This window comes from Microbacterium sp. CFSPD4_SD4 (genome assembly GCF_057364585.1).
Window position 1 is genome coordinate 429,709 of the sequence record NZ_JBNFOC010000002.1, and the last position, 25,340, is coordinate 455,048.

The following is a 25,340-nucleotide window of genomic DNA, read 5'->3' on the forward strand; positions in this document are numbered from 1 at the left end:
GGCCCTGGTTCTTCACGCCGGAGGGAGCTCCTGGGCGCGCTCCGTGCCCGCAGATCGGCCGCGTTCCGGCGTTCCCCGTGACCGCCTGCGCGTCAGAGCCACCTCTTGTACTTGAACACCCCATAGAGCCCGACCGCGAACGCGGCCATCGCCCCGATCGCCATCGGATAGCCGAACGCCCAGTGCAGCTCGGGCATCACGTCGAAGTTCATGCCGTAGACCGTGCCGACGAGCGTGGGCGCGAAGATGATGGCCGCCCACGAGGAGATCTTCTTGATCTCGTCGTTCTGGGCGAGCCCCGCCTCCGAGTGCCGCCGGGCGACCAGCGCCGACTGCACCGTCAGGGCGTTCTCCAGGATCGCGCGGAACGAGTCGACCCGCTCGTTCACGCGGATCGTGTGGTCGAGCACGTCGCGGAGGGAGCGCTGCAGCTCCTCGTCGATGCGGTATTTCTCCGACCCGCGGCGCAGCCATTCCAGCATGCCGCTCAGCGGGTGCACCGCGCGCTGGAAGTTGATGACCTCGCGGGAGAGCTCGTAGATGCGGCGGGAGAGGGCGTCGTCGTCGCTGTCGCCGAAGAGCTGGTCCTCGATCTCGTCGATGTCGTTCTCCAGGCCCGCCACCACGGGCTCGTACTCGTCCACGACCTCGTCGAGGATCGCGTAGAAGACCGCCTCCGGTCCCATCGCGAGCAGCTCCGGGTTCGCCTCCATCCGGCGGCGGACCGCGGCGAGATTCGGCGACTCCGCGTGGCGGATCGTCACCACGAAGTCGGGGCCGATGAACAGATGCAGCTCGCCGAACTCGATCGACTCCTCCTTGTCGCGGTAGCGGGCGGGGCGCAGCACGGCGAAGAGGGTGTCGCCGTAGCGCTCCACCTTCGAGCGCTGATGCCCCGAGAGCGCGTCCTCGACGGCGAGCGGATGCAGGTCGAACTCGCGGGCGACGGAAGCGACCTCTTCCGGACTCGGTCGGTACAGGCCGATCCACGCGATCCCGCCGGCGGCATCCAGCATCCGGTAGGTCTCGTCCAGGTTCTTCGGGGTCTCCACGCGACGTCCGTGGACGTACACGCCGTTGTCGATGAGCGCCATGATGCGGCTCCGTTCTCGCGGGCGCACGGATGCGAGGGTCCGTGCGGATTCGTCAGGGGGCGGGAGACGCCGCCGATGACTGCGAGGCGAGAGGCGCGCACGCGGAGCAGGAGCTCAACGCGTGTGCGCGGGGAAGCGCGACGCAGCGAGGGCGGCGTCGTTACTATCGTCGGACATCGCCATCACCGCCTTTCCGTGCTTCTCCGGGGGCCAGCTTACCCCTCCGTTTCAAATCGCCCGAATGGCCCCATTCCGGCCGCAGATGCCGCCATGTGCGCGATTCGAAAGGTCAGGGGACGATCGCGTCGATGTAGCCGCCATCGACCCGGACGGCGGCACCCGTCGTCGCCGAGGCGAGCGGGGACGCGAGGTACGCGACCATGTTCGCGATCTCCTCCGGTTCGATGAGCCGCTGCAGCAGGGACTGGGGGCGGTGCACGTGCATGAACTCGCGCTGCGCCTCCTCCCACGGCAGCTCCGGGTCCACGAGCGAGTACACGAAGTCCTCCACGCCGCCGGTGTGGGTCGGCCCCGCGAGCACCGAGTTCACGGTCACCCCCGTGCCGGCCGCCTCCTTCGCGAAGCCCCGGGACACGGCGAGCAGCGCGGTCTTCGACATCCCGTAGTGGATCATCTCTGCGGGGATCACGACCGCGGAGTCGCTGGCGATGTCGAGCACCCGACCCCAGCCGCGCTCCGTCATGCCGGGCAGGGTCGCGCGGATGAGCCGGACGGCGGCGAGCACGTTCACCTCGAAGTACCGGCGCCACTCGTCGTCGGAGATGTCGAGCGCGGGGGTGGCCCCGAAGATGCCGAGGTTGTTGACGAGGATGTCGACGTCTCCGGTGGCGGCGAGCACGCGGGCGGCGCCGTCCTCCGTGGTGACGTCGCCCGGAGCAGGGACGAGGTTCCGGTCCGGATTCTCCTCCTGCAGTGCGGCGACGACCGACGACACCGTCTCGGGGTTCCGGCCGTTGACGGCGACCCGTGCTCCCGCGTCGGCCAGAGTCGTGGCGATGGCGAGTCCGATGCCCTGGGTGGAACCCGTGACGAGGGCGGTCTTCCCGGCGAGGTCGATGCGCATGTTGTCTCCTCCGTGTCGCTGCGACCTCCGGTGCAACGCCCGTCGCGCCGGTTTCATGCCCGCCCGCTCGCTCCGGGACGGGAGGGGCTGGGACTCCGGCATGCGCGCACCGTCCCGTGCGGGACGGGAAACGTTCCTGAGGAGGCGGAGGGGGGAGCGTTTTCGATCCCGCGAGGGGGGGAACTCGGGGCGCGGGAGAACGGTGCGGGACGGGAAACGTGCCGGGGGAGACCGGAAGGGGAGCGTTTTCGATCCCGCGAGGTGCGGGGGTCGAGGGACGGGGCGGGGGTCAGAGGGGGATGGGGGTGCCGGCGCGGGACGCGGACTCCTGCGCGGCCTTCACGATCTCGACGGTGCGGATGCCGACACCGGCGTCGGGCTGAGGCTGACGGCCCGCGCGCACGGCCTGCACGAACTCCTCGAGCAGCAGGGCGTCGAGGTCGGCCCCGACCGGGGTCCAGGTCTCGCCGTGGGCATCGTGTCCGGCCACGCCCTTCGCGAAGGGGCTCACGGTCACGGTCCCGCGCTCGGCCACGACCTCGAGGGTGAGGCCGCCCCAGGTCGGCGAGCTCAGCGGCCAGCTCCACGAGCAGTCGATCGTGGCGATCACGCCGCTCGGGTACTGGATCGTCACGAGGCCCCCGGTCTCGACCGCGAGGTCGCGCTCCCCGTGCAGGATGCTGTTCGACACCGCGCGGACGGTCTGCGCCCGCTCGCCCAGGAGCTCGTCGAGGAGGTCGGCGCAGTGCACGACGTGGTCGACCAGGGCACCGCCGCCGGCGAGCGCGGGATCGGTGAACCAGGCCCGGTCCTGCGGGAGCTTGCCGTTGTTGATGCCGGTGACTCCGAGGATCGTCCCGAGGCGTCCGCTGCGCAGCTCGGCGACGGCATCGCGCACCGCGGGAGAGAAGCGCACCGGGTACGCCACCATGAGCAGCACGCCCGCCCGGTCGCAGGCGTCGCGCATCGCGATCGCGTCCTCGACCGTCGTCGCCAGCGGCTTCTCGCACAGCACGTGCACGCCGGCCGCGGCGGCCTGCTCGACGAGGGCGCGGTGACGGGAGTTCTCGGCGGCCACCACGACCGCGTCCGGACCCCAGGCGAAGGCCTCGTCGTAGGTCTCCACATAGGCCACCCCGAGTTCCGCGGCCAGGGCGGCACCGCGCGGAGCGTCGTCCGGGGCGGAGGCGCCTTCGGGGTCGGCGGCGATCAGCTCGACACCGGGCATCTGCTGCAGCGCGTGCACGTAGCTGAGGGCGTGCGTGTGCGCGAAGGACAGCACGGCGATCCGCAGCGGACGGGGAGCGGTCATCGGGTGGCCTCCTCGGCGACGGCGACGGCGGGGGACGAAGCGGGGAGGGCGACCGGGGCTCCGGAGGCGATCGAGGCGTAGGCGGCCTCGGCGACCGCGACCGCCTGGATGCCGTCCTCCGGGGTGACGGCGGCGTCGCGTCCTTCCGCGATGGCGGCCACGAAGTCGGCGATCTCCGCGTAGTACGGGCTCTCCTCCGGTGACATCGGCGGCAGGTAGTCGGTCGCGCCCTCGACGAGCACGGCGTCGGTTCTCAGCGTGTGGTCCTCGGCGCTGTCGTAGCGCAGGCGCCCCTCGGATCCGGCGACCTCGACGCTCGTGCGGAACGGCATGCCGGGCTGCACCCAGCTCGCGTGCACGTGGCTGATGACCCCGTTGCGGTGGGTGAGCACGACATGCGCCGTGACCGGGGCGGGCACGCGGTCGTCGACCGTCGGCGGGTTCTGCACGGCGTAGACGCTGTCGACCGGGCCGGCGAACCACAGCGCCTGATCGATGTCGTGGATCATGAGGTCGCGGATGACGCCGCCGCCCGCCCGCTCCGAGAAGAACCAGGGGGCCTGCGGCGCGGCGCCCAGGCGACGGAAGCGCTGCACGGCGGGGGTGCCGATCTGCCCGGCGTCGATCCCGGCCTTGATCCGGCCGTACTCCCCCATGTAGCGCACGACGTGGGCGGGGAACAGCCGCACTCCCGCGGCGGCTGCGGCCGCGGTCACCTCGGCGGCGGCATCCGCGGTCGCGGCGAGCGGCTTCTCGCAGATCACGTCGACCCCGCGGGCGATGGCCCGAAGGGCGAAGTCGGCGTGGGTGCTGCTCGGCGTGACGATGTCGACGACGTCGACCTGCTCCAGGAGCGCGTCGACGTCGGCCACGACCTCGAAGCCGTACTCGGCGGCGATCTCCTCCGCGCCCTCCTTCGAGGTGACGAAGCCCTGCACGCCGAGCGCCCTCCAGGCGTCGGCGTGCACGCGGGAGATCCCGCCCGCGCCGATGAGTCCGACCTTCAACGTGCTCACTGCTTCTCCTCGGGGTCGTCGCCGGCCGCGGGGTCGTGCGGCAGGGGGGTGATCGGTGGGGCGGGCATGTCCTCGATGCCGTAGATGTCGCCCGGATGCCGCTGGAACGCATGCACGACGGCGCCGTGGGCGGCGGCTTCCGCTCCCAGCCGCGCCTCCGCGACGGGCACCTGGAACGGCAGCCCGAGGTGGCCGGGCAGAGCGGCGCGCAGGGGGTCGAGCAGCTGCTCGTGCGCGGCCGAGAGTCCGCCGCCGATGACGACCATGGCCGGATCGACCGTCATGATCAGCGTCGCGATCCCATGGGCGAGTTCGTCGATGAAGCCGTCGAGCTCCTCCCGGGCGGCCCGCTCTCCGCTGCGCGCCAGGGCGAACACCTCGGCGGCGGTCGGGGCGGTGCGCCACGAGATCTGCCCGGTCTCGGTGTTCAGCCCCCGGAAGGCGAGGCGGCCGATGTCTCCCGCCGCGTTGTGGATGCCGCGCCGGGGGCGGCCGCCGAGGATGAGGCCCATGGCGATGCGATTGCCGACCGAGAGATAGATCACGTCATCGACGAGCTGCGCGACGCCGAGGTGATGCTCCGCGACGGCCGCGAGCCGCACACCGTTGTCGACCGCCACGGGGCAGCCGAACGCCTGGCGCAGCTGCGAGCCGATGTCGATGCCGGACCACTCCGGGATGACGACCGAGGTGGTGACCCGTCCGTCGTCGTCGACGATGCCGGGCAGGGAGACGCCGATCGCCCGCAGACCGGTGCGCGGCAGCGAGAGCCGGGCGAGCGTGCGTCGCACGTCGTCGATCACGGCGGCGAGCTTGGCCGGGCCGTCGGGCTGCTCGGCGACGCCGGGGAAGGTGCGCTGAGCGATGACCACGCCCGCGAGATCCGCGACGACGACGCGCACGCTCGCGACGCCGATGTCGACGCCCACCACCACGCCGGCGGCGGTGTGGAACGAGTAGCGGCGGGCGGGCCGACCGGCACCTCCGCCGACCTGCGCCGGGGCGTCGACGAGGAGGCCGGAGTCGGAGAGCACCGCCACGGCGTTCTCGACGGAGGTGCGGGAGACCTCGAGTGACCGGGAGAGGTCGCTGACCGTCGCCGGTCCGGCGTCGCGCAGCCGGAGTGCGGACCGCGCCACGATCGAGAGCGGACTGGTCGCGCCCATCGGGTCCCTCCTTCGTCTCCGCCGTTGGTGCGATCAAATTAGCACACCCGATTCTCAGATCGGGGATTGTTGTTCACGGCCGAGAAACACGGCCGAAACAAGGCTCTGAGAACTTGTGCTTGACGAATTATCCAAAGCCAATGTCATAATGAACCGTACTCAGCACGGTTTACGCAAAGGAGCACCATGCGCGTCAGCAAGATCACCGGCGTCGTCGCGGGAGTCGCGGCCGCCACCCTGTTGGCCGGATGTTCGGCCGGCGGAGGCAACACCGCAGAGGGCGAGCAGGACATCACGGTCTGGCTCTACCCCGTCATCGCCGACGAGGCGGTGCACAAGGACTTCTGGGACTCGACCATCGAGGCGTTCGAGAAGGAGAACGAGAACGTCAACGTGAAGTACGAGATCTTCCCGTGGGCGAACCGTGACGAGGCCCTGCAGACGGCGATCGCCGCCGGCAAGGGACCGGACGTCGTCTACCTCATCCCCGACCAGCTCGCGGCGTACCAGAAGTCGATCGCCCCGCTGAACGACCTGCTCAGCGAGGAGCGCCAGGGCGACCTGCTCCCCAACGTCAAGGAGTCGGTCACGCTCGGCGGCGACATCCTCGGCGCCCCGATCCTCACCAGCGCGCAGCCGCTCATCTGCAACGCAGCCGCGTTCGAGGCGGCCGGGGTGACCGAGTACCCGGAGACGTGGGACGACATCGCCGAGATGGCTCCGGCGTTCATCGACAAGGGCATGTACGCCCTCAACTACCCGGCGTCGGCCGAGAACACCCTCAACCTCACCTACTACCCGCTGCTCTGGCAGGCCGGCGGCGAGGTCTACACCGAGGACGGCGAGGTCGGCTTCGACAGCAAGGCCGGCGAGGAGGCGCTCACCTTCCTGACCGACCTGGCCGAGGAGGGCGCGCTCGACCCGGAGGCCCTCACCACCAACGTCCCGCTGGAGCAGACCGCCATCGCCCAGGGCAAGGTCGCCTGCACCTGGAACAACGCCGTGACCGAGGTCGCGCCGTTCTGGGGCGAGGAGAACGTCAAGGTCCTCGCGCCGCTGACCGACAAGGAGTCCGTGGCCTACGGCACCGTCGGCTCCCTGTCCGTGCTCAAGGGCTCGAAGGCCCCCGAGGCCGCAGCCGCGTTCGCCGAGTTCGCGACCGGCGCCGACGTCGTCGAGCCGTACCTCAAGGCCGCCGGCTACTTCTCCGCGCTCAGCACCACCGAGCCGCTGTACGCCGACGACCCGCTCCTCGGTGAGGTCGAGAAGTACGTCCCCGACACCACGGTGGGCGAGCTCGACGCCAGCTCCCGTGCGCTCATGGGCGTGCTCTCGCCGGAGATCCAGGCCGCCCTGCTCGGCCAGAAGTCCCCGGCCGACGCCCTGAAGGACGCCGCGGCCGCCGCAGCCCCGCTGCTGCAGAAGTGACACCCGGGGGCGTGCGGGTACCCGCCGCACGCCCCCTCTCTCCCGCCCCCCACGTGAGGAATCGACAATGACGACGGCCACCACGGCGCCGAAGCCCGCAGGACGGGTCGCCCGGGTGCTCGCCCGACGGGAAGCGCGCGTCGCGTTCCTGTTCGTGCTCCCCGCCTTCCTGCTGTTCATCGCCTTCCGCTTCGGCCCGAGCATCGCGGGTGTGGCGCTGAGCTTCTTCGACTACGACATCTCCGGCGAGATCGCCTGGCGCGGCCTCGACCACTTCCAGCGCCTCGTCGCCGACCCGCTGTTCTGGCGGGCGCTGGGGACCACCCTCATCTACACGGTCTTCGCGGTGCCGATCGCGCTCGTGCTGTCGACGATCATGGCCCTCGGCGTGCGCCGCGCCTTCCGCGGCGCCCGGTTCTTCCGCTCGATCTTCTTCCTCCCCGTCATCACCTCGCTCGTGCTGGCCGGCTCGATCTTCGTCTGGATCTTCTCCGCCAACGGTCCCTGGTCCGCGCTGATGACCCCACTCGGCCTCGGCGGCTCCTGGCTCGGCAGCACCGTGCTCGTGATCCCGGCGATCGTCGTCGTGGGCGTCTGGTCCCGGTTCGGCTACGGGATGATGATCCTCATCGCCGCCCTGCAGGACGTGCCGCGCGAGCTGGAGGAGGCGGCGCTGGTCGACGGCGCGAACGCCTGGCAGCGCTTCCGGTGGATCATCCTCCCGCACCTGCGCCCGACCTTCTTCTTCCTCGCGGTGATCGAGACCACGGCCGCCTTCCAGGTCTTCGACGTCATCTACGTGATGACCCAGGGCGGGCCGGCGAATGCCAGCTACTCCCTCGTCTACATGCTCTACGACCAGGGCTTCCGCTACTTCGACTACGGCTACGCGGCCGCGGTGGGCGTGGCCCTGTTCCTCATGACCCTCGTGGTCGCCCTCATCCAGCGCCTCGTGATCGGAAAGCAGAAATGACCGCCCTCCTGCAGCCGCCGACGCAGACGACGGCGCCCGCGACCCGTCCCGCCGCGCGGAAGCGCCGTTCGTTCCGCGCGCTCGAGCCGACCGGCTGGGGCATCGCCGTCCGCTGGATCTGGCTGAGCATCGCCGGCATCCTCAGCTTCTTCCCCTTCTACGCCATGGTCGTGCTGAGCCTGAAGCCGGGCATGCTCGTCGAGCTCCCCGGCTCGCTGCTCCCCTGGAACGACATCTCGTTCGAGGCGTACGAGCAGGTGCTCGCCGGGCAGAACATCCTCGTCTGGCTGTTCAACACGCTCGTCTACTCGCTCGTGTCGGTCGTGGCGGTGCTGTTCCTCTCCGCGCTCGCCGGATACGCCTTCGCCAAGAAGCGCTTCCGCGGCAAGGAGGTCATGTTCTGGTCGTTCCTGGCGATGGTCATGGTGCCGTTCCACGTGACGCTGATCCCGACGTTCATCCTCATGGCGAACCTCGGCGGCATCGACACCTACTGGGGCCTCATCCTGCCGACGCTCGCGAACGCGCAGGCGGTCTTCCTCATGCGCCAGTTCATCCAGGGCCTCCCCGACGAGCTCTTCGAGGCCGCCCGCATCGACGGGGCCGGCGAGTTCCGCATCTTCCTGCGGATCGTGCTGCCGCTGTGCAAGCCGATCCTCGCGACGCTCGGGATCTTCGTCTTCCTCTGGCACTGGAACGACTTCCTCTGGCCGCTCATCATCGCCAAGTCCAACTCGATGTTCACCCTCACCGTGGGCATCTCGTCGCTGCAGCAGCAGGATGTGCCGCTCAGCACCATGCTCGCCGGCTCCGTCGTGGCGCTGCTGCCGATCTTCCTCGCGTACCTCATCGCTCAGCGGTACGTGCAGGAGGGCGTCACCGGCACCGGGATCAAGGGCTGAGAAGAAGGGAATCGCACGACAATGACGCAGTACGCATTCGCCTCCGAGGCCGAGCTCGAGGAGGCGCTGGCCACCCCGAGCGACGGGCTCGTGGCCGACCTCTCCCAGGGTTCCGGAGACCTCGTGATCCTCGGCGCCGGCGGCAAGATGGGACCGACCCTGGCGATGCTCGCCCGGCGCGGCCTGGACGCCGTCGGCCGCACGGACGACGCCGTGTACGCGGTCTCCCGCTTCGGCGACGCCGCCATCCGCGAGCGCCTGGAGGCCGCGGGGGTCCGCGTCGTGCCGTTCGACCTCATCGAGAACGACGACCTCGCCGGTCTCCCCGATGCCCCGAACGTGGTGTTCATGGTGGGCGCGAAGTTCGGTGCCGCGACCAACGCCTCCTGGGCGTGGGAGGTCAACGCGGCTCTTCCCGACCGCATCGCCCGCCGCTACCGCGACAGCGCGATCTCGGTGCTCTCCACCGGGAACGTGTATCCGTTCGTCCCTGCCACCTCGGGCGGTGCCGCCGAGGAGACCACGCCCGCGCCGATCGGCGAGTACGCGCAGTCCTGCCTCGGTCGGGAGCGCGTGTTCGAGTTCGGGGCGCAGGAGCGCGGCACCAAGGTCGCGATCATCCGTTTGAACTACGCCGTCGACCTCCGCTACGGGGTGCTCGCCGACATCGGCAGCGCCGTGCACGCGGGCGAGCCGGTCTCGGTCGCCACCGCGAACGTCAACGTGATCTGGCAGGGCTACGCGAACGAGGTCGTGCTGCGCAGCCTGGTGCATGCCTCCACCGACCCCTTCGTGATCAACCTCACCGGTCCGGAGCTGCTCAGCGTCTCCTCGATCGCCCATCGTTTCGGCGAGCTGTTCGAGCGGGAGGTCGAGATCGTCGACGAGCCGCAGCCGACCGCGCTGCTCAGCGACGCCCGCCGCTGCATGGCCCTGTTCGGCTACCCGTCCGTCTCCGCCGAGGAGCTCATCCGCATGCAGGCCGGCTGGATCCGCGACGGGCTGCCCATGATCGCCAAGCCCACCAAGTGGGCCGTCCGGGACGGGAAGTTCTGATGACCGACGCCGCTGCGCGGACGGCGACCGTGCCGTCGCTGCGCCCTGAGGCCGCCGCGACCCTCGCCCGCGGTGCCGTGATCCCGGCCCATCCGCTCGCCCTCACCGCCGCGCGCACGCTCGACGAGCGGCGGCAGCGGGCGCTCTCCCGCTACTACCTCGACGCCGGGGCCGGCGGCCTCGCCGTCGGCGTGCACACGACGCAGTTCGAGATCCGCGACCCGGAGCATGCGCTCTTCGAGCCGGTGCTCGCACTGGCCGCGGAGGAGATGGACGCCCGCGACGATGCGACCCTCGTCCGTATCGCCGGCGTGGCGGGCGACACGGCTCAGGCGGTCGCCGAGGCGGAGCTCGCCCGCTCCCTCGGCTACGACGCCGTGCTGGTGAGTCCCCGCGTCGCGGGTGCGGACGAGCGTGCCCTGCTCGACCGCGCCCGCGCCGTCGGCGAGGTGCTGCCGCTGGTCGGCTTCTACCTGCAGACCGCGATCGGCGGACCCGTGCTCGACCGCGAGTTCTGGCGGGAGTTCGCCGCGATCCCCTCCGTCGTCGCGGTGAAGGCCGCTCCCTTCGACCGCTATCGCACGCTGGAGCTCGTACGGGGCGTGGCCGCCTCGGGCCGCGCCGACGAGATCGCGCTGTACACGGGCAACGACGACGCGATCGTCGCCGACCTGCTCTCCGAGTTCCACGTGGACTCCCCGTCCGGGCGGCGCACCCTCCGGTTCGTCGGCGGGCTGCTCGGTCAGTGGGCGGTCGGCACGCACGCGGCGGTCGCGCTGCTGGAGCGGGTGCATCGCGCCCTGGCGGGAGACGCGGAGGCCTATCGCGAGGTGGGACGCCGTGCCTCGGACATGGTGGACGTGAACCAGGCCGTGTTCGACCCGGGCAACGACTTCCACGGGGTCATCGCCGGGGTGCACGAGATGCTCCGCCAGCAGGGGCTTCTCGAGGGCACCTGGTGCCTCGACCCGGCCGAGGGCCTCTCCCCGGGACAGGCGGAGGAGATCGCCCGCGTCCGGCAGGCGTACCCGGAGCTCAACGACGACGCGTTCATCGCCGAGAACCTCGAGGCCTGGCTGCGATGACCGCCGGGACGAGCGCTCCGACCGTGGTCGCGGTCGTCTCCGCGGAGCTGTTCGCCGAGTTCTTCTCGCCCGACGATGCGGCGCGTCTGGAGGCCGTCGCGGCGCGGCTCGGCGGGACGTTCGTGCGGGTGGACCGGCTCGCGGATGCGGTGCTCGACGAGGCGCGCGTCGTGGTGACGAGCTGGGGCGTGGGTCCTTTCGACCACGCGGTGCTCGCCACGCTCCCGAAGCTGGAGCTCATCGCGCACACGGGTGCCACGATCAAGCCGTTCGCGACCGACGCGCTGTTCGACCGCGGCGTGCGGGTGACGCAGGCCGGGGCGGGGATGGCCCGGTCGGTGGCGGAGGTGTCGCTGACCTTCACGCTCGCCCTGCTGCACCGGGTGCCGGAGATGCACGACGCGCTGCGCGCCGGCGACGGATGGTGGGACGCGGAGGCCGTCGGGGTGCAGCACGAGATCCTCGGCGCCCCCATCGCGGTCATCGGCGCCTCCCGGACCGGGCGGGCGTACCTCGACCTGCTCCGTGCCCTGGGCGCCGAGCCGCTGCTCGTCGATCCCACGCTCGACGCGGCCGAGGCATCGTCCCTCGGGGCGGAGCCCGTGGCGCTCGACGACGCGCTCCGCCGTGCGCAGATCGTCGCGGTGCACGCCCCGACCCTGCCGGAGACGCATCACTTGATCGGTGCACGCGAACTCGCGCTGATGCCGGACGGGGCGGGCCTGGTCAACACGGCGCGGTCCTGGCTGGTCGACGAGGCCGCCCTGCTCGCCGAACTGCGTCGTGGCCGGTTGAGTGCCGCGATCGACGTGTTCGACGAGGAGCCGCTGTCCGCGGAGAGTCCCTTCCGTTCGGCGCCGCGCGTACTGCTCACCCCGCACCGCGCGGCCGGGACCAGGGAGGGCCGGCTGCGGCAGGGGCGGATCGTCGCCGACGAGCTCGACGCCTTCGCCGCGGGGCAGCCCCTCGGGCACGCCGTCGACCGCGCCCAGCTCTCCTCGATGGCATGAGCGCCGTGGTCGTGCGGTCGGCGCGGGCGGAGGACCAGCCCGCTCTCGCGGCACTGTGGGCGGCCGCCTTCACGCCGCCCCTCGCGCCGGACCAGTGGCTCGTGGACGACGAGCGGCTGAGCCACACGCTCGTCGCGGAGGACGACGAGGGCGTGTGCGGGTCGATCTACGGACTGCCGAAGAGCCTGCGGGAGTCGGACGGCGCGGTGGCGCGGGTGCACGCGATCGGCAGCGTCGCGGTCGCCGAGCGGGCTCGGGGCCGGGGACTGGCCCGCCGGCTCGTGGCCGCCACCCTGGACGCGGCGGGTGACGCCGACTGGGCCCTGCTGTTCACCGGAACCCCCGAGGTGTACCGGTCGAGCGGCTTCACGACCTTCTCGATGCCCCGCACGATGGCCGGACCGTGGGCGGCGTCGGCGACGGCCGTGGAGCTCGCCTCGGTCGTGCGCAAGTCCGTGGGACTCGGCGTCCTCGGCCCGCTGCGCGAGGTCTACGAGCGCTCCCGCACCGGTGTGGTCGTGCTCGCCCCGGTGCGCGGCGACCGCGACTGGACGATGGCGGAGGTGCGACTGCGGGGCGCGACGCTGTACCGGCTCGCCGAGGCGGACGCGACGGTCGGCTACGCGGTGGCGGAGGTGCGCGACGGCGTCGGGCTGCTGCACGAGAGCGCGACCGATCCCACTGCGGCCGATCCGGCCGGGGTGCGTCACGCGGTGCTGGAGGCCGTGGCCGCGGACTGGGCCGCGGCGGGCGTCCGCACCTGCGAGCTGGCCGTCCCCGCGCTGGCGGCGGAGGAGCGCGCTGTCCGCCCATTCGCTCCGGCGGCCGTGCGGCAGGACGACCGCACCGGGATGATCCGCCCGCTGCGCCGCGAGGCCCGGGTGGACGGCATCCGCCACTTCACGGCGGGCGACTACTTCTGAGCATCCGCTCGGAGAGCGCTGGGGATCGGGGACTGATCGGTGACCGCGATCCGGCCGAGGGCCGGACGCCTGACCGCGGCGAGGACGCCGCAAGGAGGATGAGCATGACCCAGCTGGACACCACCACCGAGACCGCGGCGATGCGCAGTCGACGGATGCTGCTCGCCGGTTTCGGCGCCGCCGCCCTGGGCGGGGTCGCCGCGATCGGCGCCCCCGCCGCCGCCCAGGCCGCCGGACCCGTCGTGCCGCAGGAGTCGTCGGGCTCGAAGAACGTCGCGCACGGAGGCGTCGCCACCGCCCTCGCGACGCGCAAGGGCAAGGACGGCGACCTCGTGCGCACGAGCGGCTACGCGGCCCCCGGCGACGGCGGTGACGGGCTGTACCGCTTCGTGAAGAAGGACGCCCCCGCGGCCAACGGCGGCACGGTGCTCGCGGGGCCGAAGGGCGGCGCCTGGGTGCTCGTGCACGACGGCACGGTCGACTTTCGGAAGTTCGGCATCATGGACGCCTCCGCGCCCGCGGACGACGCGCTCGACGCGATGGTGGGCGACGCCCGGGTGCGGCGCGTGGAGGCGCACACCGACCTCAACTTCGTCCGCCGCCATAAGTTCTCCCGGTCCAACATCGCGTTCGACTTCGGGAATCACCTGATGACGACCGAGGGCATCGAGAACGCCGGGAAGGACGACCCCTTCGCGGCCGTCATGTTCTTCCGCGGCGAGGTGACCGACGCGGTGCAGGAGACGAAGCTCGGCGAGGACGTGCCCGACCTCGCCGACATCTTCCCCGTCGCCGACTCGTCGTTCTTCGCGGTCGGGGAGTGGTACGCCGCCGAGGTCAACGCGCTGTCTGGTCGCTGGGAGCGCGAGCTGCAGCGGCTGGTCCAGGTGACCCAGATCGTCGACGGTCGGCACATCCGCGTGAACTACAAGAACGGCTGGCCGCTCGGCAAGGACCGCACGATGACCTGGCGGCACGTGAAGCCGGTGCAGGACGTGACGGTGTCGAACTTGAAGTTCCTCGGCAAGGGGACGGACGAGTACACGGGGTCGCACCCGCTGGCCTTCGAGTACGCGGTGCGCTGCGACGTGGACCACATCGACGGCACGGCGACCTTCTGGCCGCTGATCCAGCGCCGGTGGAACACGTACTTCACCACGGAGAGCTGCACGCTGAAGAACCCGACCTCCGTCACGTGGGGTGGAGCCGGCTACCTGACGCAGCAGATCTACTGCCTGTACGGGTATGTCGCCAACTGCCACACCGCCAACGCCCGGCACCTCAACGACTTCACCGCGAGCGCCTACTGCCTCGTGGAGAACTGCCACGGCGACGGCGACGACCAGGGTCCCTTCGTCACGCACGGCCAGTACGAGCACGACCTCACCTACACGGGCAACTCCGGTCTCATGACCTTCGCGAACTCCGGGGCGGCGTGGGGCTCGGCGGCCAAGCGCATCACCGTCCGCAAGCACGTGTGCTCGTGGTTCGTCGCGCGCGTGCGCATCACCGACCTGACGCTGGAGGACGTGCAGGTGATCGGCAAGCCCTCGCTCGCGGGCTCCGGGATGCTGTGGATCAACGCGGACGGCGCGCAGCTGCGCGGCTGCACCGCCTCGGACACGCTCATCATCACCCAGGCCTCCGACAACTCCGCCCGGCCGACCGTGATCGCCGACTCGCACTTCACGTTCGTCGCTCCCGGCGAGCTCACCAACGCGACGGTGACGACGCCGGTGACCTTCGTCGACACGGTGCTTGACCGCGTCGGTGGCATGAAGATCAACGGTCCGGGTGCGGTCACCTTCCGCGGCTCGACCCTCTCCGGCGCCGACGATGCCGCCCCCATCGCCTCGGCGACGGCGAAGCTGCGCGTCGAAGGCTCCACGCTCCGCAACGCCCGCATCGCGGCCGCCGGAAAGGACCGTCAGGTCGTCGAGATCGCGGGATCCGAGGTGTCGGCGAAGGGCGGGACGACGGTGTCGCGGTCGGGTGCGGGCGAGCTGCACCTGACCCTCTCCGACAGCACGTTCCGCGCCGAGGGGGCGACCACGCACGTCGCCGTGACGAGCGGAGCGACCCACTACCGCGCGGTCGGCAACCGGTTCGAGGGCGGCGCCCTGGAGCTCCGCGACGACGCGTTCGGGGCCGGGTCGACGCTGCTGCACACCGGCAACGTGGAGGCCGGCGTCACCCGTACGGCGTTCCCCGCCGAGGGCGACCGCGTCGTCGACACCGCCAACCTCGTCGTCGGCTGATCCCGCCGGGCACGACTTCGGAGCTGCGGCGCGACCCGCCGCCTCCTCGGCCCCGTCTACGGCGTGTCGCCGGGGGTCTCCGAAGTCGTGCCCGGGCGGTGCCGGGGGCTGTCCGGGTTCAGGAGCGAGTGCCGACGGCTGTATGCGAAGTACACGACGAGTCCGATCACGAGCCAGACCCCGAACCGGAGCCACGTCTCGGGGTGGAGCTGCGAGATGAGGAAGAGCGAGAAGCCCACGCCGACGATCGGGACCACGGGCATGAACGGCAGCCGGAACGTCCGGGGCGCATCCGGCTTGGTGTAGCGGAACACGATCACGGCGATGCAGACGACGACGAAGGCGGCGAGGATGCCGATGTTCGTGAGGTCGGCGACGGCGCGGCCGGATCGTCGTGCCGCTGACCCCGCACGCCGGTCCGGTCCAGGCCTGGAAGATCCTCATCCCGGGGAGCCAGGTGACTCCGCGTCCCCGGGCGCACGAGGGGCGCGAATGGCTCTACGTGCTCAGCGGCACCATGCGGTTGATCCTCGGCACGCGCGATCTGCGCATGGCAGCCGGAGAGGTCGCCGAGTTCGACACGCACGTGCCGCACTGGTTCGGGAGCGCGGACGGGGAGCCCGCCGAGGTGCTCAGCCTGTTCGGCCGACAGGGCGAACGCGTCCACGCGGGCGAGTCGGGCGCGCAGCCCGAGGGATGACGGCGGACGCCCCCGCCTCGGGGGCGATCAGCGGACGAGCTCGGCGATCCAGTCGGTGGCGATGACCGCTTCCCGGCGCTGGAAGTCGCGGAGGGTCGTCATCCCGTCCGGCGCGGGAAGACGGCACTTCTCGAACCAGGCGCCGCCCGCGGCGGACAGGAGGGCGATGTGGTCCTCCGTGGTCGACCCGGCGAAGACGGGGTGATCGAGCAGGGGACGGACCTCGGCCGCGGCGTCCTCCACGCGGAGATCGAGCAGGTACAGGAGGGCGTCCTCCCACCCCGCGCCGCGGGCCGCCCACGGCCAGTCGAGCAGCCGTGCGCGGCTGGAGTCCTCGATGAGGATGTTGTCGGCCCGGAGATCGGCGTGCAGGAGCCGGTCGCCCGCGACCGCGGTGCCCACGCGTTCCGCCGCCGTGCGGAGGAGGTCGACGTTCTGCGCGCACCACGGCGTGGTCGTCTCCAGGAGCCCGGCCTCCTCGAGCCGCCGCCAGGATCCGGAGTCGTCGTGCAGCTCGTCGGCGAGGCGGGGAAGCGTGCGCGGCGCCTCGGCGGTGGCCAGGGCGGCGATCGCATCCAGGATGTGCGCGGTGTCGGGCGCGGTGGCCGAGCGTTCCGGATGACGACCCTCGACGTCTTCGATGAGAAGCACCGCCCACCCGTCCGCGGTGAAGGCGTCGACGAGGTGCGCGGCGGGGAGGGAGCGGGGAATCGCGCCGAGCACCTCGGCCTCCCGCACGTAGAGCGCGAACGTGCCTTCCGCGGACTCCTGCACCGCCTTGACGAACAGCCGCCGTCCGTCGGCGAAGGTCAGCCGTGAGGCCAGTCCCGCGGAGAAGCCGCCGTCCTGCGACTGCGCCCGGGCCACCGGGGAACCGGCGAACTCCTCGATCCGGGCTCGGAGAGCGGGAGGGAGCTGGGTCCAATCGAGGCGCGCCATCGCCCCAGCGTAGACGGCGCTCAGTACCCGGCCACGCCGACGAGCGCGGCGCTGCGCCGCCAGAGGGCCTCGGCGAGAGCGGGGTCGTGCACCTGCGGGTTCACGCGGGTGCTGAGGACGCGCTCGTCGTAGTAGCCGCCGGAGACCCAGGTCTCGCCCGGCGTTCCCTCGAGGAACCAGCGCAGCGTCGCGCCGCCGCGGTCGCTGCCGATGAGGACGAGGCGGCGCAGCGGGGTGCGGTAGACGAGGCGCATGATGCTCGACGATTCGGCGGCGAAGTTCGTCGCCACGGTGCCGGGGTGGAAGGCCACCGCGTCGAGACCCTGCGCATGGAACTTCTCGTGCAGGCTCTTCGCCATCAGGACGTTGGCGAGCTTGGCGTCGCCGTAGGCCTTGTTCGGGGAGTACCGGCGGGTGTTGTCGAGATCGTCGACGTCGAGATGCCCGAAGAAACGATGGGCGACGCTGGAGGTGTTCACGACCGCGCCGCGGGCGGCGAGCAGCTGCGGGAGCAGGAGGTTCGTCAGCAGGAACGGGGCGAGGTGGTTCACCTGCATCGTCTTCTCGTGCCCGTCGACCGTGGGGGTGCGGTCGCCGAAGATGCCGCCGGCGTTGTTGGCCAGCACGTCGATGCCCGCTGCACCCACGGCGTCCGCGAGCTGGGCGGCGAGCGCGCGCACGTCGTCGAGGCGCGCGAAGTCGGCGGTGAACCACTCCGCGCCGGTGTCCTCCGCCACGGCCCGCATCTTGTCGGGCGAACGGCCCACGAGGAGCAGGCGGTGCGGGGATCCGGCGAGCTGGCGGGCGGCGGCGGCGCCGATCCCGTCCGAGGCTCCGGTCAGGACGATGGTGCGCGCGGCCACGGCGCTCATTCGGCCGACGGCGTGATGCGGCGGACGGCCCTGGTCACGTGCTCGGCGATCACGGCGCGCGCCTGCTCCGGATCGCCGGTCGCGATGGCGTCGACGATCTGCTGGTGGCTGCGCACGTGCTCCTCCTGCTCGGCGGGGTCGAGGGCGGAGTTGGCCGCCTGGATGAACCCGGCGATCCGGCCACGCAGCTGGGCGCTGAGCTCGTCGAGGAACCGGTGCTCGGCGAGGTCGGCGAGGGTCTCGTGGAAGAGGCGGTCCTGGCGCAGGACCTCGGCCACATCGCCCGGAGCCGCCGCCGCCATGGCCTGGATGATCGCTTCCAGCCGGGCCGCCGACTCGTCGTTCCACCGCTCCTGCACCCGGATCGCCATGAACTGCTCCAGCACGATCCGCAGGCTCGAGATCTCCTCCAGGTCCTGCGCGCTGAGCTGGGCGACGCGGGCGCGCGGCGGGCTCGCGGGTGATGAGGCGCTCCTCGGCGAGCCGGGTCAGGGCCTCGCGCACGGGGATGTGGCTGACGCCGAGACGGTCGGCGAGCTTGCGCTCCACGAGCCGCTCGCCGGGGGCGAGCTCTCCGGAGTGGATCGCCGCCCGCAGCTCGTCCGTGACCTGCTCGGCGATGTTCTGATCCGACACGCTGCGCATCCGGGGCCCTTCTCGATCTCGCGCGGCCCGGTGCTCGTCGAGCGGGGGCTCCTTCGCTCGGTCGATGCTATGGCATGAGCGGGGGACTGGACAGGAGCCGCGCGGTGCTAGATGCTATAGCAAAACCCGAAACCGATGACGAAGGAGTTGTCATGTCCGGCAGAGAGACGCTCGCGCAGGCGCGCGCCGCGGAGGACGCGGTGGGAGCCGCCGCCATGAAGAAGGCGATCTGGAGACTCGGTCCGTTCCTCGGCCTGCTCTACCTCGTCGCCTACATCGACCGGAACAACGCCGGCTTCGCGAAGCTCGAGATGACGGCCGCCCTCCAGATCACCGAGGCCGCCTTCGGCTTCGCGGCGGGCATCTTCTTCATCGGCTACCTGCTGTTCGAGGTGCCGAGCAACCTGCTCCTGGAGAAGTTCGGCGCCCGCAAGTGGATCGCCCGCATCATGATCTCCTGGGGCATCGTCGCGGCGCTGACCGCGTTCGTGCAGGACGCGACCCAGTTCGCGATCGCCCGCTTCATCCTCGGTATCGCGGAGGCCGGGTTCTTCCCCGGCGTGCTGCTCTACCTCACGCTGTGGTTCCCGCGGCAGTACCGCACGCAGGTGCTCGCCGTCTTCGTGCTCTCGAACCCGATCGCCAACGCGGTCGCCGCGCCGCTGTCCGGCTGGATGCTGGAGCTGCACGGGCTGTGGGGCCTGGACGGCTGGCAGCTCGTCTTCCTGCTGCAGGGCATCCCGGCAGTCCTGCTCGCGTTCGTCGTGTTCTTCTGGCTCCCCGACCGCCCGCAGGACGCGCGCTGGCTGACCCCCGCCGAGCAGCGCTGGATCACCGACACGCTCGCCGCCGAGACCCAGGCGACCGAGCGGCGGCACGGACGCCTGCGGCTGGGCGAGGTCTTCCGCAACGGCCGCCTCTGGACGCTCATCGTGCTCTTCTTCGGCGTCGTGTTCGGTGCCTACGGGCTGGGGATGTGGCTGCCGACGATCGTGAAGAGCATGGGCGACTTCTCGAACGCCACCACCGGCTGGCTCGTGGCGCTGCCGAACCTGTGCGCGGCCCTCGTGATGCTGCCGTGGGAGCGCGCCGCCCGGAAGCAGGGCAACATCCCGCTGCAGATCGGCATCACGCTCAGCATCACCGCCCTGTCGCTCATCGCGGCGGTCGCGGCGCAGGGCACGCCGGTGCTCGCGCTCGCCGCGCTGTGCGTCGGGATGTCGGCGCTCTTCTCGACCACCCCGCTGTTCTGGAGCCTGCCGCCCATGGTGCTCACCGGCACGGCGGCCGCGGCCGGCCTCGCCTTCATCAACTCGGTCGGCAACCTCGCCGGCTTCGCGGGACCCTACGCGATCGGCTGGATCAGCGAGACCACGGGGTCGGCGGTGTGGGGCCTGCTCCTCATCTCGGGGCTCACGCTGCTCGGAGCGACGATCGCCTTCGTGCTCAGCCGCCGCACGGACTTCACGACGGCGCCCGCGCTCGCCGTCGAAGCGTCCAGCGCCCGCCGGTGACCGGTTCGGGCCGGCGGTCGTGACGAGAACGTGACCCCGCCGGCCCGGTTCGCTCTAGACGCCGTTTGCCTTTTGCTACATGCTATAGCGCAACACCCTTACCCGAAGCACCACCCGACCTTGGAGGCACCCATGTCGCGTCGTCGTGTTCGGCTCGGCGGAGCAGCGATGCTGCTGACCGCCGCGCTCATCACCGCTGGTTGCAGCACCTCATCCACCCCCGACGGCCAGGCGCAGGACGGCGGCACCCTCACCGTCGCCGCCGCGCAGGGCATCCCGCAGCTCAATCCCGCCATCCGCACGTTCGCGTGGGAGGAGGTGCTGTTCCCGCTGCTGTGGAACGGCCTCACCAAGACCGACGAGTCCGGCGAGGTCGTCGGCGATCTCGCCGAGAGCTGGGAGGCGTCGGATGACCAGAAGACCTGGACCTTCACGCTCCGCGACGGCGTGACGTTCTCGAACGGCGAGGACTTCACCGCCGACGACGCGGTGGCCGCGTTCGACTACTACCTCGACCCGGACACGGCGACGCAGGAGAAGAACAAGATCTCGATGGTCACCGACGTGACCGCACCAGACGAGAAGACCGTCGTGGTGACGCTGTCCGAGCCCATCGCGACCTTCCCCGCGGGCATCGTCTGGGTGAAGATGATCGACGTCGACGCGCTCGACACCATCGACAAGGAGCCCATCGGCACCGGTCCGTACGTCGTGGACGCCTTCACGCCGGACGACAGCCTCACCCTCGTCCCCAACCCGGAGTACTTCGGCGAGGCGCCGGCGCTCGACGAGATCACCATCGTGAAGGCCGCCGAGTCCACCGCCGCGGTCACCGGTCTGCGTTCCGGGGACATCGACGTGCTGTGGTCCGTGCCGCAGGGCGACGTGGCGGGGCTGGAGGGCGGTGACATCGCGCTCGTGAAGCCCGAGAACCCGAGCCAGTGGCCGTCGTGGGAGATCGACACGACGTCGCCGCCCTTCGACGACGTGCGCGCCCGGCAGGCCCTCGCCTACGCGACCGACCGCGAGGCCATCCTCGACGCCGCCTATTACGGCCAGGGCACGGTCTCCCCGACGAACAACGCGCTCGGCGAGGTCAACCCCTGGTTCGGCGGCGAGCTGACCGACTACTCCTACGACCTGGACAAGGCGAAGGAGCTGTTCGCCGAGGCCGGGGTGACCGAGGGCAGCACGCTCACCTGGTGGGGCGTGGCCGGGCAGTACCCCGAGTGGAACACGAGCGGCGAGATCCTGCAGGCGAGCCTGAAGGAGATCGGCATCACGCTGACCATCGACAACAACGACATCGGCACCTGGGTCGACGCGTTCTACCCCGCGGGCAAGAGCTACCCCGGGTACATCGTGCCGAACTTCCAGTCCACCCCGCCCGAGCCGGCCTACTCGCTGAACTTCTACCTGGAGGGGCGGTGCGAGTGCAACTGGGTCGACCCCGACTTCCAGACGGCGTTCGCCGACGCCGTGGCCGAGCCGGACGCGACCGCGCGGGCCGCGAAGTGGGGCACCGTGCAGACCATCATCAACGAGCAGGTGCCGCTCATCGTGCCCCTGCAGTCGACGGTCGTCACCGCCACCAGCACGGCGGTCGACGGCGTGTGGGTCGAGGGCGGCGGACAGCTGCACCTCGAGGGCGCGCAGCTGAAGGGCTGACGTGGTCCTCTCCGTCCTCCGGCGGGTGGCGATCAGCATCGCGATGCTGATCGCCACCTCGCTCCTCGTCTTCGTCGTCCTCCGGCTGCTGCCGGGCGACCCCGTCATCACCCGCCTCGGCTCGACGCCGGGCGTGGATGCCGAGACCATCGCCCGGCTCCGGGAGGAGGCCGGCCTCGACGCCCCCGTCATCGAGCAGTACCTGCGCTGGATCGGCGGCGTCTTCACGGGCGACTTCGGTCAGTCCTACTTCAACCAGTACTCGGTGACGGAGCTCATCGCCCAGCGCCTGCCCGCGACGCTGGAGCTCACGCTCATCGGCGTGCTCCTGGCCGTGCTCATCGCCACCCCGGCCGCCGTGTTCGCCTCGCTGCGTCCGCTCGGCGTGGTCGACCGGGTGCTCACCGCGATCTCGACCGCGGGCATGGCCCTTCCCCAGTTCCTCATCGGCATCGTGCTCATCGTCGTGTTCGCCGTGCAGCTCAAGGTGCTGCCGGCCCGCGGCTACACGCCGTTCGCGGAGGACCCCGCCGAGAACCTCGTGCGCATGATCCTCCCCGGTCTCACCCTCGCCTTCGCGGCGGCGCCGCTGCTCATGCGGTTCCTCCGGGCCTCGATGGTCGAGGTGCTGGACGCCCCCTACATCCGCACCGCGAAGGGCAAGGGACAGTCGGCGAGCGGGGTCGTGCTCGGCCACGCGCTCCGCAACGCCCTGATCCCCGGACTCACGATGCTCGGCCTGATCGTCGGCTACACCCTGGGCGGCGTGGTGATCGTGGAGTACGTGTTCGGCGTCCCCGGGCTCGGCTCGCTCGCGATCGACGCGGTCTTCAAGCGGGACTACGCGGTGCTGCAGTCGGTCGTGCTGCTGATCTCCGCGATGTTCATCCTCACCACGCTCATCGTCGACCTCCTCTACGGGGTGCTCGACCCGCGTCTTCGTGCAAGGAGCAGCCGTGGCTGACACCCTCACCCTCGCGCTGCGCTCCGCGCGCCCCCGCCGACGGGTCGCCGTCGCCTCCTGGATCCCGCTGGGGCTGCTGGCGATCATCGTCCTCGCCTGCGTGCTCGCCCCGCTCCTGGCCCCGTACGACCCCGCGGCGCAGTCGTCCGACCGGTTCGCCGGTCCCTCGGCGGCGCACCTCTTCGGGACCGACGAGCTGGGCCGCGACCTCTTCAGCCGCGTGCTCTACGGCGGCCAGCTCACCGTGTTCATCGCCGGGGGCGCGACGCTCGTGGCCATGCTCCTCGGCATCGCCTGGGGTATGGCGGCGGCGTTCGGACGCGGCTGGGTCGATGAGATCCTCATGCGTCTCGCCGACACGGTCATGGCGATCCCGCAGATCCTCTTCGCGCTCGTCTTCATCTCCGCGTTCGGCGCCGACCCCGTCAAGCTCGCCGTCATCATCGGGGTGCTCCTAACCCCGACCACCGCGCGGCTCGTGCGGTCGTCGGTGCTCAGCGAACTGCAGGAGGACTACTTCACGGCTGCGGTGGCGTTCGGCTCGACCCGGCGCCGGCTGCTCTTCGCCGAGGTGCTCCCGAACGCCAAGGGGCCGATCGTCGTGCAGGCGGCCATCAACGCCGCCAACGCGATCCTCCTGGAGGCGTCGATGAGCTTCGTCGGGCTCGGCATCGCCCCGCCCGAGGCCACCTGGGGCACGCTCGTGCAGCAGGGCTACCAGAAGATGTACCAGTCCATCGGGTACGTGCTGTTCCCCGCCCTGTTCATCTTCGTCACCATCTGGCTGCTCAACGTGCTCGCCGACCAGTTCGGTGGCGATCGGAAGGGGAAGGGACGATGACCGACCTCACGCCCGTCCTGCAGGTGCAGGACCTCACCGTCTCCTATGGGGACGTCATGCCCGTCCAGGGCATCACGTTCGCGGTGCGGCCCGGTGAGCGCATCGGCCTCGTCGGCGAATCCGGCTCCGGCAAGTCGCTCACGGCGCTGTCGATCATGCGGCTGAATGACGGGGCGACCCTCGGCGGCAGCATCCGGCTGCGCGACCGCGAACTGCTCACGCTGAGCCCGCGGGAGATGACCCGCGTGCGCGGCGGCGAGATCGCGATGGTCTACCAGGACCCGATGTCGTCGCTGAACCCGGTCCGCACGATCGGGCACCAGCTCGTCGAGGCGATCCGGCTGCACGACCGGGTGTCGGCGGCGGCCGCCCGCGCCAGGGCCGTCGAGCTGCTGACCGAGGTCGGGGTGCCGCTGCCCGAGGAGCGTCTCGGCCAGTACCCGCACGAGTTCTCCGGCGGGATGCGGCAGCGCGTCATGATCGCGATGGCCATGTCGTCCCGACCCGCCGTGCTCATCGCGGACGAGCCGACCACAGCCCTCGACGTCACGACGCAGTCCCGGATCATCGACCTCCTCGACCGGCTCGCGGAGGACCACGGGACCGCGGTCGTGCTCATCACGCACGACCTCGGCGTCGCCGCCGGGTTCTGTGAGCGCATCCACGTGATGCGGCACGGGCGCGTGGTCGAGGAGGGCCCGGTCGACCGCATCTACGCGGCCCCGGAGCACCCGTACACGCAGGCGCTCCTCGGCGCGGTCGTCGACCTCACGGTGGACGTGCAGCAGCCCATCCGCACCCCCTCGGAGGTGCTCGAACGCGGGACGGAGCCGCTCGCCGAGGCCGGGTCGATCAGCGCGGTGGACCGGGCGCGGGAGTCCGGCGACGTGCTGGTGGACGTGCAGGGCGTGTCGAAGGTGTTCACGCTCGGCTCCGGACGCCGGGTGACCGCGGTCGACGACGTGTCGTTCCAGATCCGGCGCGGCGAGACGGTCGGGCTCGTCGGCGAGTCGGGCTCCGGCAAGTCGACCGTGTCGAAAGCCGTGCTCGCGCTCGGCGGCATCGACGGCGGGACGGTCGTCTTCGACGGGCAGCGTCCGCACGACCTCCGCGGCGAGGAGCTGCGGCGGCTGCGCAAGCGCATGCAGATGGTGTTCCAGGACCCGTTCTCGGCGCTGAACCGGCGGCAGACCGTCGCGCAGATCATCGAGGCGCCGCTGCGCGCTCACGGCATCGGCACCCGGGCCTCCCGCGCCGAGAAGGTGCGCGAGACCATGCACCGCGTGCGCCTGGACGAGGAGTTCGCGCACCGGCTGCCGCGCTCGATGTCCGGCGGACAGTGCCAGCGCGTCTCCATCGCCCGGTCGCTCGTGCTGGAGCCGGACTTCCTCGTGCTCGACGAATCGGTGTCGGCGCTCGACGTGTCGATCCAGGCGCAGGTGCTCAATCTGCTCCGGGAGCTGCAGGCCGAGCTCGGCCTCACCTACCTCTTCATCAGCCACGACCTGGCGGTGATCCGGTACATGTCCTCGACGGTCGCCGTGATGCAGCAGGGCCGCATCGTCGAGATCGGCGCGCGCGACGCGCTCTTCGCGAATCCGCAGCACGAGTACACGCGCGGGCTCATGGCGGCGATCCCCGTCGCCGACCCGGTCCTCGAGCGCCGACGGCGTGCGGAGGCCGCGGCGCTCTGGCAGACCCACGGCGGGCAGACGGGCGCGGTCCCCGCGACGACCGCCGGACGAGGAGGACGATGATGACCATCACGGATCAGGGGACGGGGCCCGCGGCGGACACCGCGGGTGCCGGCGCGGCGGTGCGGTCCACCGGCCGCCGCGCGCTCATGGCCGGGCTCGGCGCGGTCGCGCTCGGAACAGCGCGCCCGCTGTG

Annotated in this window: 22 protein-coding genes and 2 pseudogenes; 14 read left to right on the forward strand and 10 right to left on the reverse strand. The window is 71.2% G+C overall.

Features of this window, described 5'->3' with window-relative positions; genetic code table 11:
- Positions 1 to 92 precede the first annotated feature (92 nt).
- From corA to AC2W7E_RS06170, 5 genes are all read right to left on the reverse strand, one after another.
- Positions 93 to 1,094 (reverse strand): magnesium/cobalt transporter CorA, encoded by a 1,002-nt coding sequence (gene corA / locus AC2W7E_RS06150; protein WP_025104158.1) that lies wholly within the window; start codon positions 1,092 to 1,094, stop codon positions 93 to 95.
- A gap of 289 nt (positions 1,095 to 1,383) precedes the next feature.
- Complete coding sequence (locus AC2W7E_RS06155; RefSeq protein WP_485988744.1) at positions 1,384 to 2,178, reverse strand: SDR family NAD(P)-dependent oxidoreductase; 795 nt, start codon at positions 2,176 to 2,178, stop codon at positions 1,384 to 1,386.
- A gap of 289 nt (positions 2,179 to 2,467) precedes the next feature.
- Positions 2,468 to 3,490 carry a Gfo/Idh/MocA family protein gene (locus AC2W7E_RS06160; RefSeq protein WP_485988745.1) on the reverse strand — a complete coding sequence of 341 codons (1,023 nt, stop codon included), beginning with the start codon at positions 3,488 to 3,490 and terminating at the stop codon, positions 2,468 to 2,470.
- Positions 3,487 to 4,506, reverse strand: a complete 1,020-nt coding sequence (locus AC2W7E_RS06165) for a Gfo/Idh/MocA family protein (RefSeq protein WP_485988746.1) — start codon at positions 4,504 to 4,506, stop codon at positions 3,487 to 3,489. The genes AC2W7E_RS06160 and AC2W7E_RS06165 overlap by 4 nt, the downstream gene beginning before the upstream one ends.
- On the reverse strand, positions 4,503 to 5,672 hold the full coding sequence (locus tag AC2W7E_RS06170; protein ID WP_485988747.1) for an ROK family protein: 1,170 nt from the start codon (positions 5,670 to 5,672) through the stop codon (positions 4,503 to 4,505). The genes AC2W7E_RS06165 and AC2W7E_RS06170 overlap by 4 nt, the downstream gene beginning before the upstream one ends.
- Before the next feature lie 186 nt (positions 5,673 to 5,858).
- On the opposite strand from AC2W7E_RS06170, the gene AC2W7E_RS06175 reads away from it, so the two are divergent.
- The 8 genes from AC2W7E_RS06175 to AC2W7E_RS06210 all read left to right on the forward strand — a co-directional run bounded on the left by AC2W7E_RS06175 (position 5,859) and on the right by AC2W7E_RS06210 (position 15,307).
- Positions 5,859 to 7,100 carry an ABC transporter substrate-binding protein gene (locus AC2W7E_RS06175; RefSeq protein WP_102208546.1) on the forward strand — a complete coding sequence of 414 codons (1,242 nt, stop codon included), beginning with the start codon at positions 5,859 to 5,861 and terminating at the stop codon, positions 7,098 to 7,100.
- Positions 7,101 to 7,167: 67 nt separating this feature from the next.
- Positions 7,168 to 8,073: a carbohydrate ABC transporter permease gene (locus AC2W7E_RS06180; RefSeq protein ID WP_062633348.1), complete on the forward strand. Its 906-nt coding sequence runs from the start codon at positions 7,168 to 7,170 to the stop codon at positions 8,071 to 8,073.
- The gene (locus AC2W7E_RS06185) at positions 8,070 to 8,975 is read left to right on the forward strand and encodes a carbohydrate ABC transporter permease (RefSeq protein ID WP_085604394.1); all 906 of its coding nucleotides are present in this window, start codon (positions 8,070 to 8,072) and stop codon (positions 8,973 to 8,975) included. The genes AC2W7E_RS06180 and AC2W7E_RS06185 overlap by 4 nt, the downstream gene beginning before the upstream one ends.
- A gap of 21 nt (positions 8,976 to 8,996) precedes the next feature.
- On the forward strand, positions 8,997 to 10,031 hold the full coding sequence (locus tag AC2W7E_RS06190; RefSeq protein ID WP_485988748.1) for an NAD-dependent epimerase/dehydratase family protein: 1,035 nt from the start codon (positions 8,997 to 8,999) through the stop codon (positions 10,029 to 10,031).
- Positions 10,031 to 11,116, forward strand: coding sequence for a dihydrodipicolinate synthase family protein (locus AC2W7E_RS06195; protein ID WP_051582230.1), 1,086 nt, complete (start codon positions 10,031 to 10,033; stop codon positions 11,114 to 11,116). The genes AC2W7E_RS06190 and AC2W7E_RS06195 overlap by 1 nt, the downstream gene beginning before the upstream one ends.
- Positions 11,113 to 12,126 carry a hydroxyacid dehydrogenase gene (locus AC2W7E_RS06200; protein ID WP_485988749.1) on the forward strand — a complete coding sequence of 338 codons (1,014 nt, stop codon included), beginning with the start codon at positions 11,113 to 11,115 and terminating at the stop codon, positions 12,124 to 12,126. Before AC2W7E_RS06195 ends, AC2W7E_RS06200 begins: the two co-directional genes overlap by 4 nt.
- Entirely contained in the window at positions 12,123 to 13,049 is a 927-nt protein-coding gene (locus tag AC2W7E_RS06205) for a GNAT family N-acetyltransferase (protein WP_374459513.1), read from the forward strand. Before AC2W7E_RS06200 ends, AC2W7E_RS06205 begins: the two co-directional genes overlap by 4 nt.
- Positions 13,050 to 13,153: 104 nt before the next feature.
- On the forward strand, positions 13,154 to 15,307 hold the full coding sequence (locus AC2W7E_RS06210) for a peptidase C14 (protein ID WP_485988750.1): 2,154 nt from the start codon (positions 13,154 to 13,156) through the stop codon (positions 15,305 to 15,307).
- 56 nt (positions 15,308 to 15,363) lie between these two features.
- Here the strand turns inward: AC2W7E_RS06210 and AC2W7E_RS06215 are convergent.
- Positions 15,364 to 15,690: pseudogene (locus AC2W7E_RS06215) on the reverse strand (APC family permease); the annotation flags it as partial.
- 11 nt (positions 15,691 to 15,701) lie between these two features.
- Between AC2W7E_RS06215 and AC2W7E_RS06220 the strand changes: the two are divergent.
- Entirely contained in the window at positions 15,702 to 16,007 is a 306-nt protein-coding gene (locus AC2W7E_RS06220; protein ID WP_485988751.1) for a cupin domain-containing protein, read from the forward strand.
- A 27-nt stretch (positions 16,008 to 16,034) separates the two neighbouring features.
- On the opposite strand, the gene AC2W7E_RS06225 is transcribed toward AC2W7E_RS06220, so the two are convergent.
- The 4 genes and pseudogenes from AC2W7E_RS06225 to AC2W7E_RS06240 all read right to left on the reverse strand — a co-directional run.
- Positions 16,035 to 16,946, reverse strand: coding sequence for a phosphotransferase family protein (locus tag AC2W7E_RS06225; RefSeq protein WP_374459518.1), 912 nt, complete (start codon positions 16,944 to 16,946; stop codon positions 16,035 to 16,037).
- A gap of 20 nt (positions 16,947 to 16,966) precedes the next feature.
- Positions 16,967 to 17,818: an SDR family NAD(P)-dependent oxidoreductase gene (locus AC2W7E_RS06230; protein WP_485988760.1), complete on the reverse strand. Its 852-nt coding sequence runs from the start codon at positions 17,816 to 17,818 to the stop codon at positions 16,967 to 16,969.
- Complete coding sequence (locus tag AC2W7E_RS06235) at positions 17,815 to 18,204, reverse strand: FCD domain-containing protein (protein WP_485988761.1); 390 nt, start codon at positions 18,202 to 18,204, stop codon at positions 17,815 to 17,817. The genes AC2W7E_RS06230 and AC2W7E_RS06235 overlap by 4 nt, the downstream gene beginning before the upstream one ends.
- 124 nt (positions 18,205 to 18,328) lie before the next feature.
- A pseudogene (locus AC2W7E_RS06240) lies at positions 18,329 to 18,463 on the reverse strand (GntR family transcriptional regulator); the annotation flags it as partial.
- Positions 18,464 to 18,615: 152 nt separating this feature from the next.
- Here AC2W7E_RS06240 and AC2W7E_RS06245 point away from each other — a divergent pair.
- From AC2W7E_RS06245 to AC2W7E_RS06265, 5 genes are all read left to right on the forward strand, one after another.
- Positions 18,616 to 19,977: an MFS transporter gene (locus AC2W7E_RS06245; protein ID WP_374459523.1), complete on the forward strand. Its 1,362-nt coding sequence runs from the start codon at positions 18,616 to 18,618 to the stop codon at positions 19,975 to 19,977.
- Positions 19,978 to 20,109: 132 nt separating this feature from the next.
- A complete protein-coding gene (locus AC2W7E_RS06250; protein ID WP_485988752.1) occupies positions 20,110 to 21,645 on the forward strand; it encodes an ABC transporter substrate-binding protein in 1,536 nt (511 codons plus the stop codon).
- 1 nt (position 21,646) lies between these two features.
- Positions 21,647 to 22,609: an ABC transporter permease gene (locus AC2W7E_RS06255; RefSeq protein WP_025104137.1), complete on the forward strand. Its 963-nt coding sequence runs from the start codon at positions 21,647 to 21,649 to the stop codon at positions 22,607 to 22,609.
- Positions 22,602 to 23,450, forward strand: coding sequence for an ABC transporter permease (locus tag AC2W7E_RS06260; protein WP_485988753.1), 849 nt, complete (start codon positions 22,602 to 22,604; stop codon positions 23,448 to 23,450). The genes AC2W7E_RS06255 and AC2W7E_RS06260 overlap by 8 nt, the downstream gene beginning before the upstream one ends.
- Positions 23,447 to 25,207 carry a dipeptide ABC transporter ATP-binding protein gene (locus AC2W7E_RS06265; RefSeq protein WP_485988754.1) on the forward strand — a complete coding sequence of 587 codons (1,761 nt, stop codon included), beginning with the start codon at positions 23,447 to 23,449 and terminating at the stop codon, positions 25,205 to 25,207. The genes AC2W7E_RS06260 and AC2W7E_RS06265 overlap by 4 nt, the downstream gene beginning before the upstream one ends.
- Positions 25,208 to 25,340 lie beyond the last annotated feature (133 nt).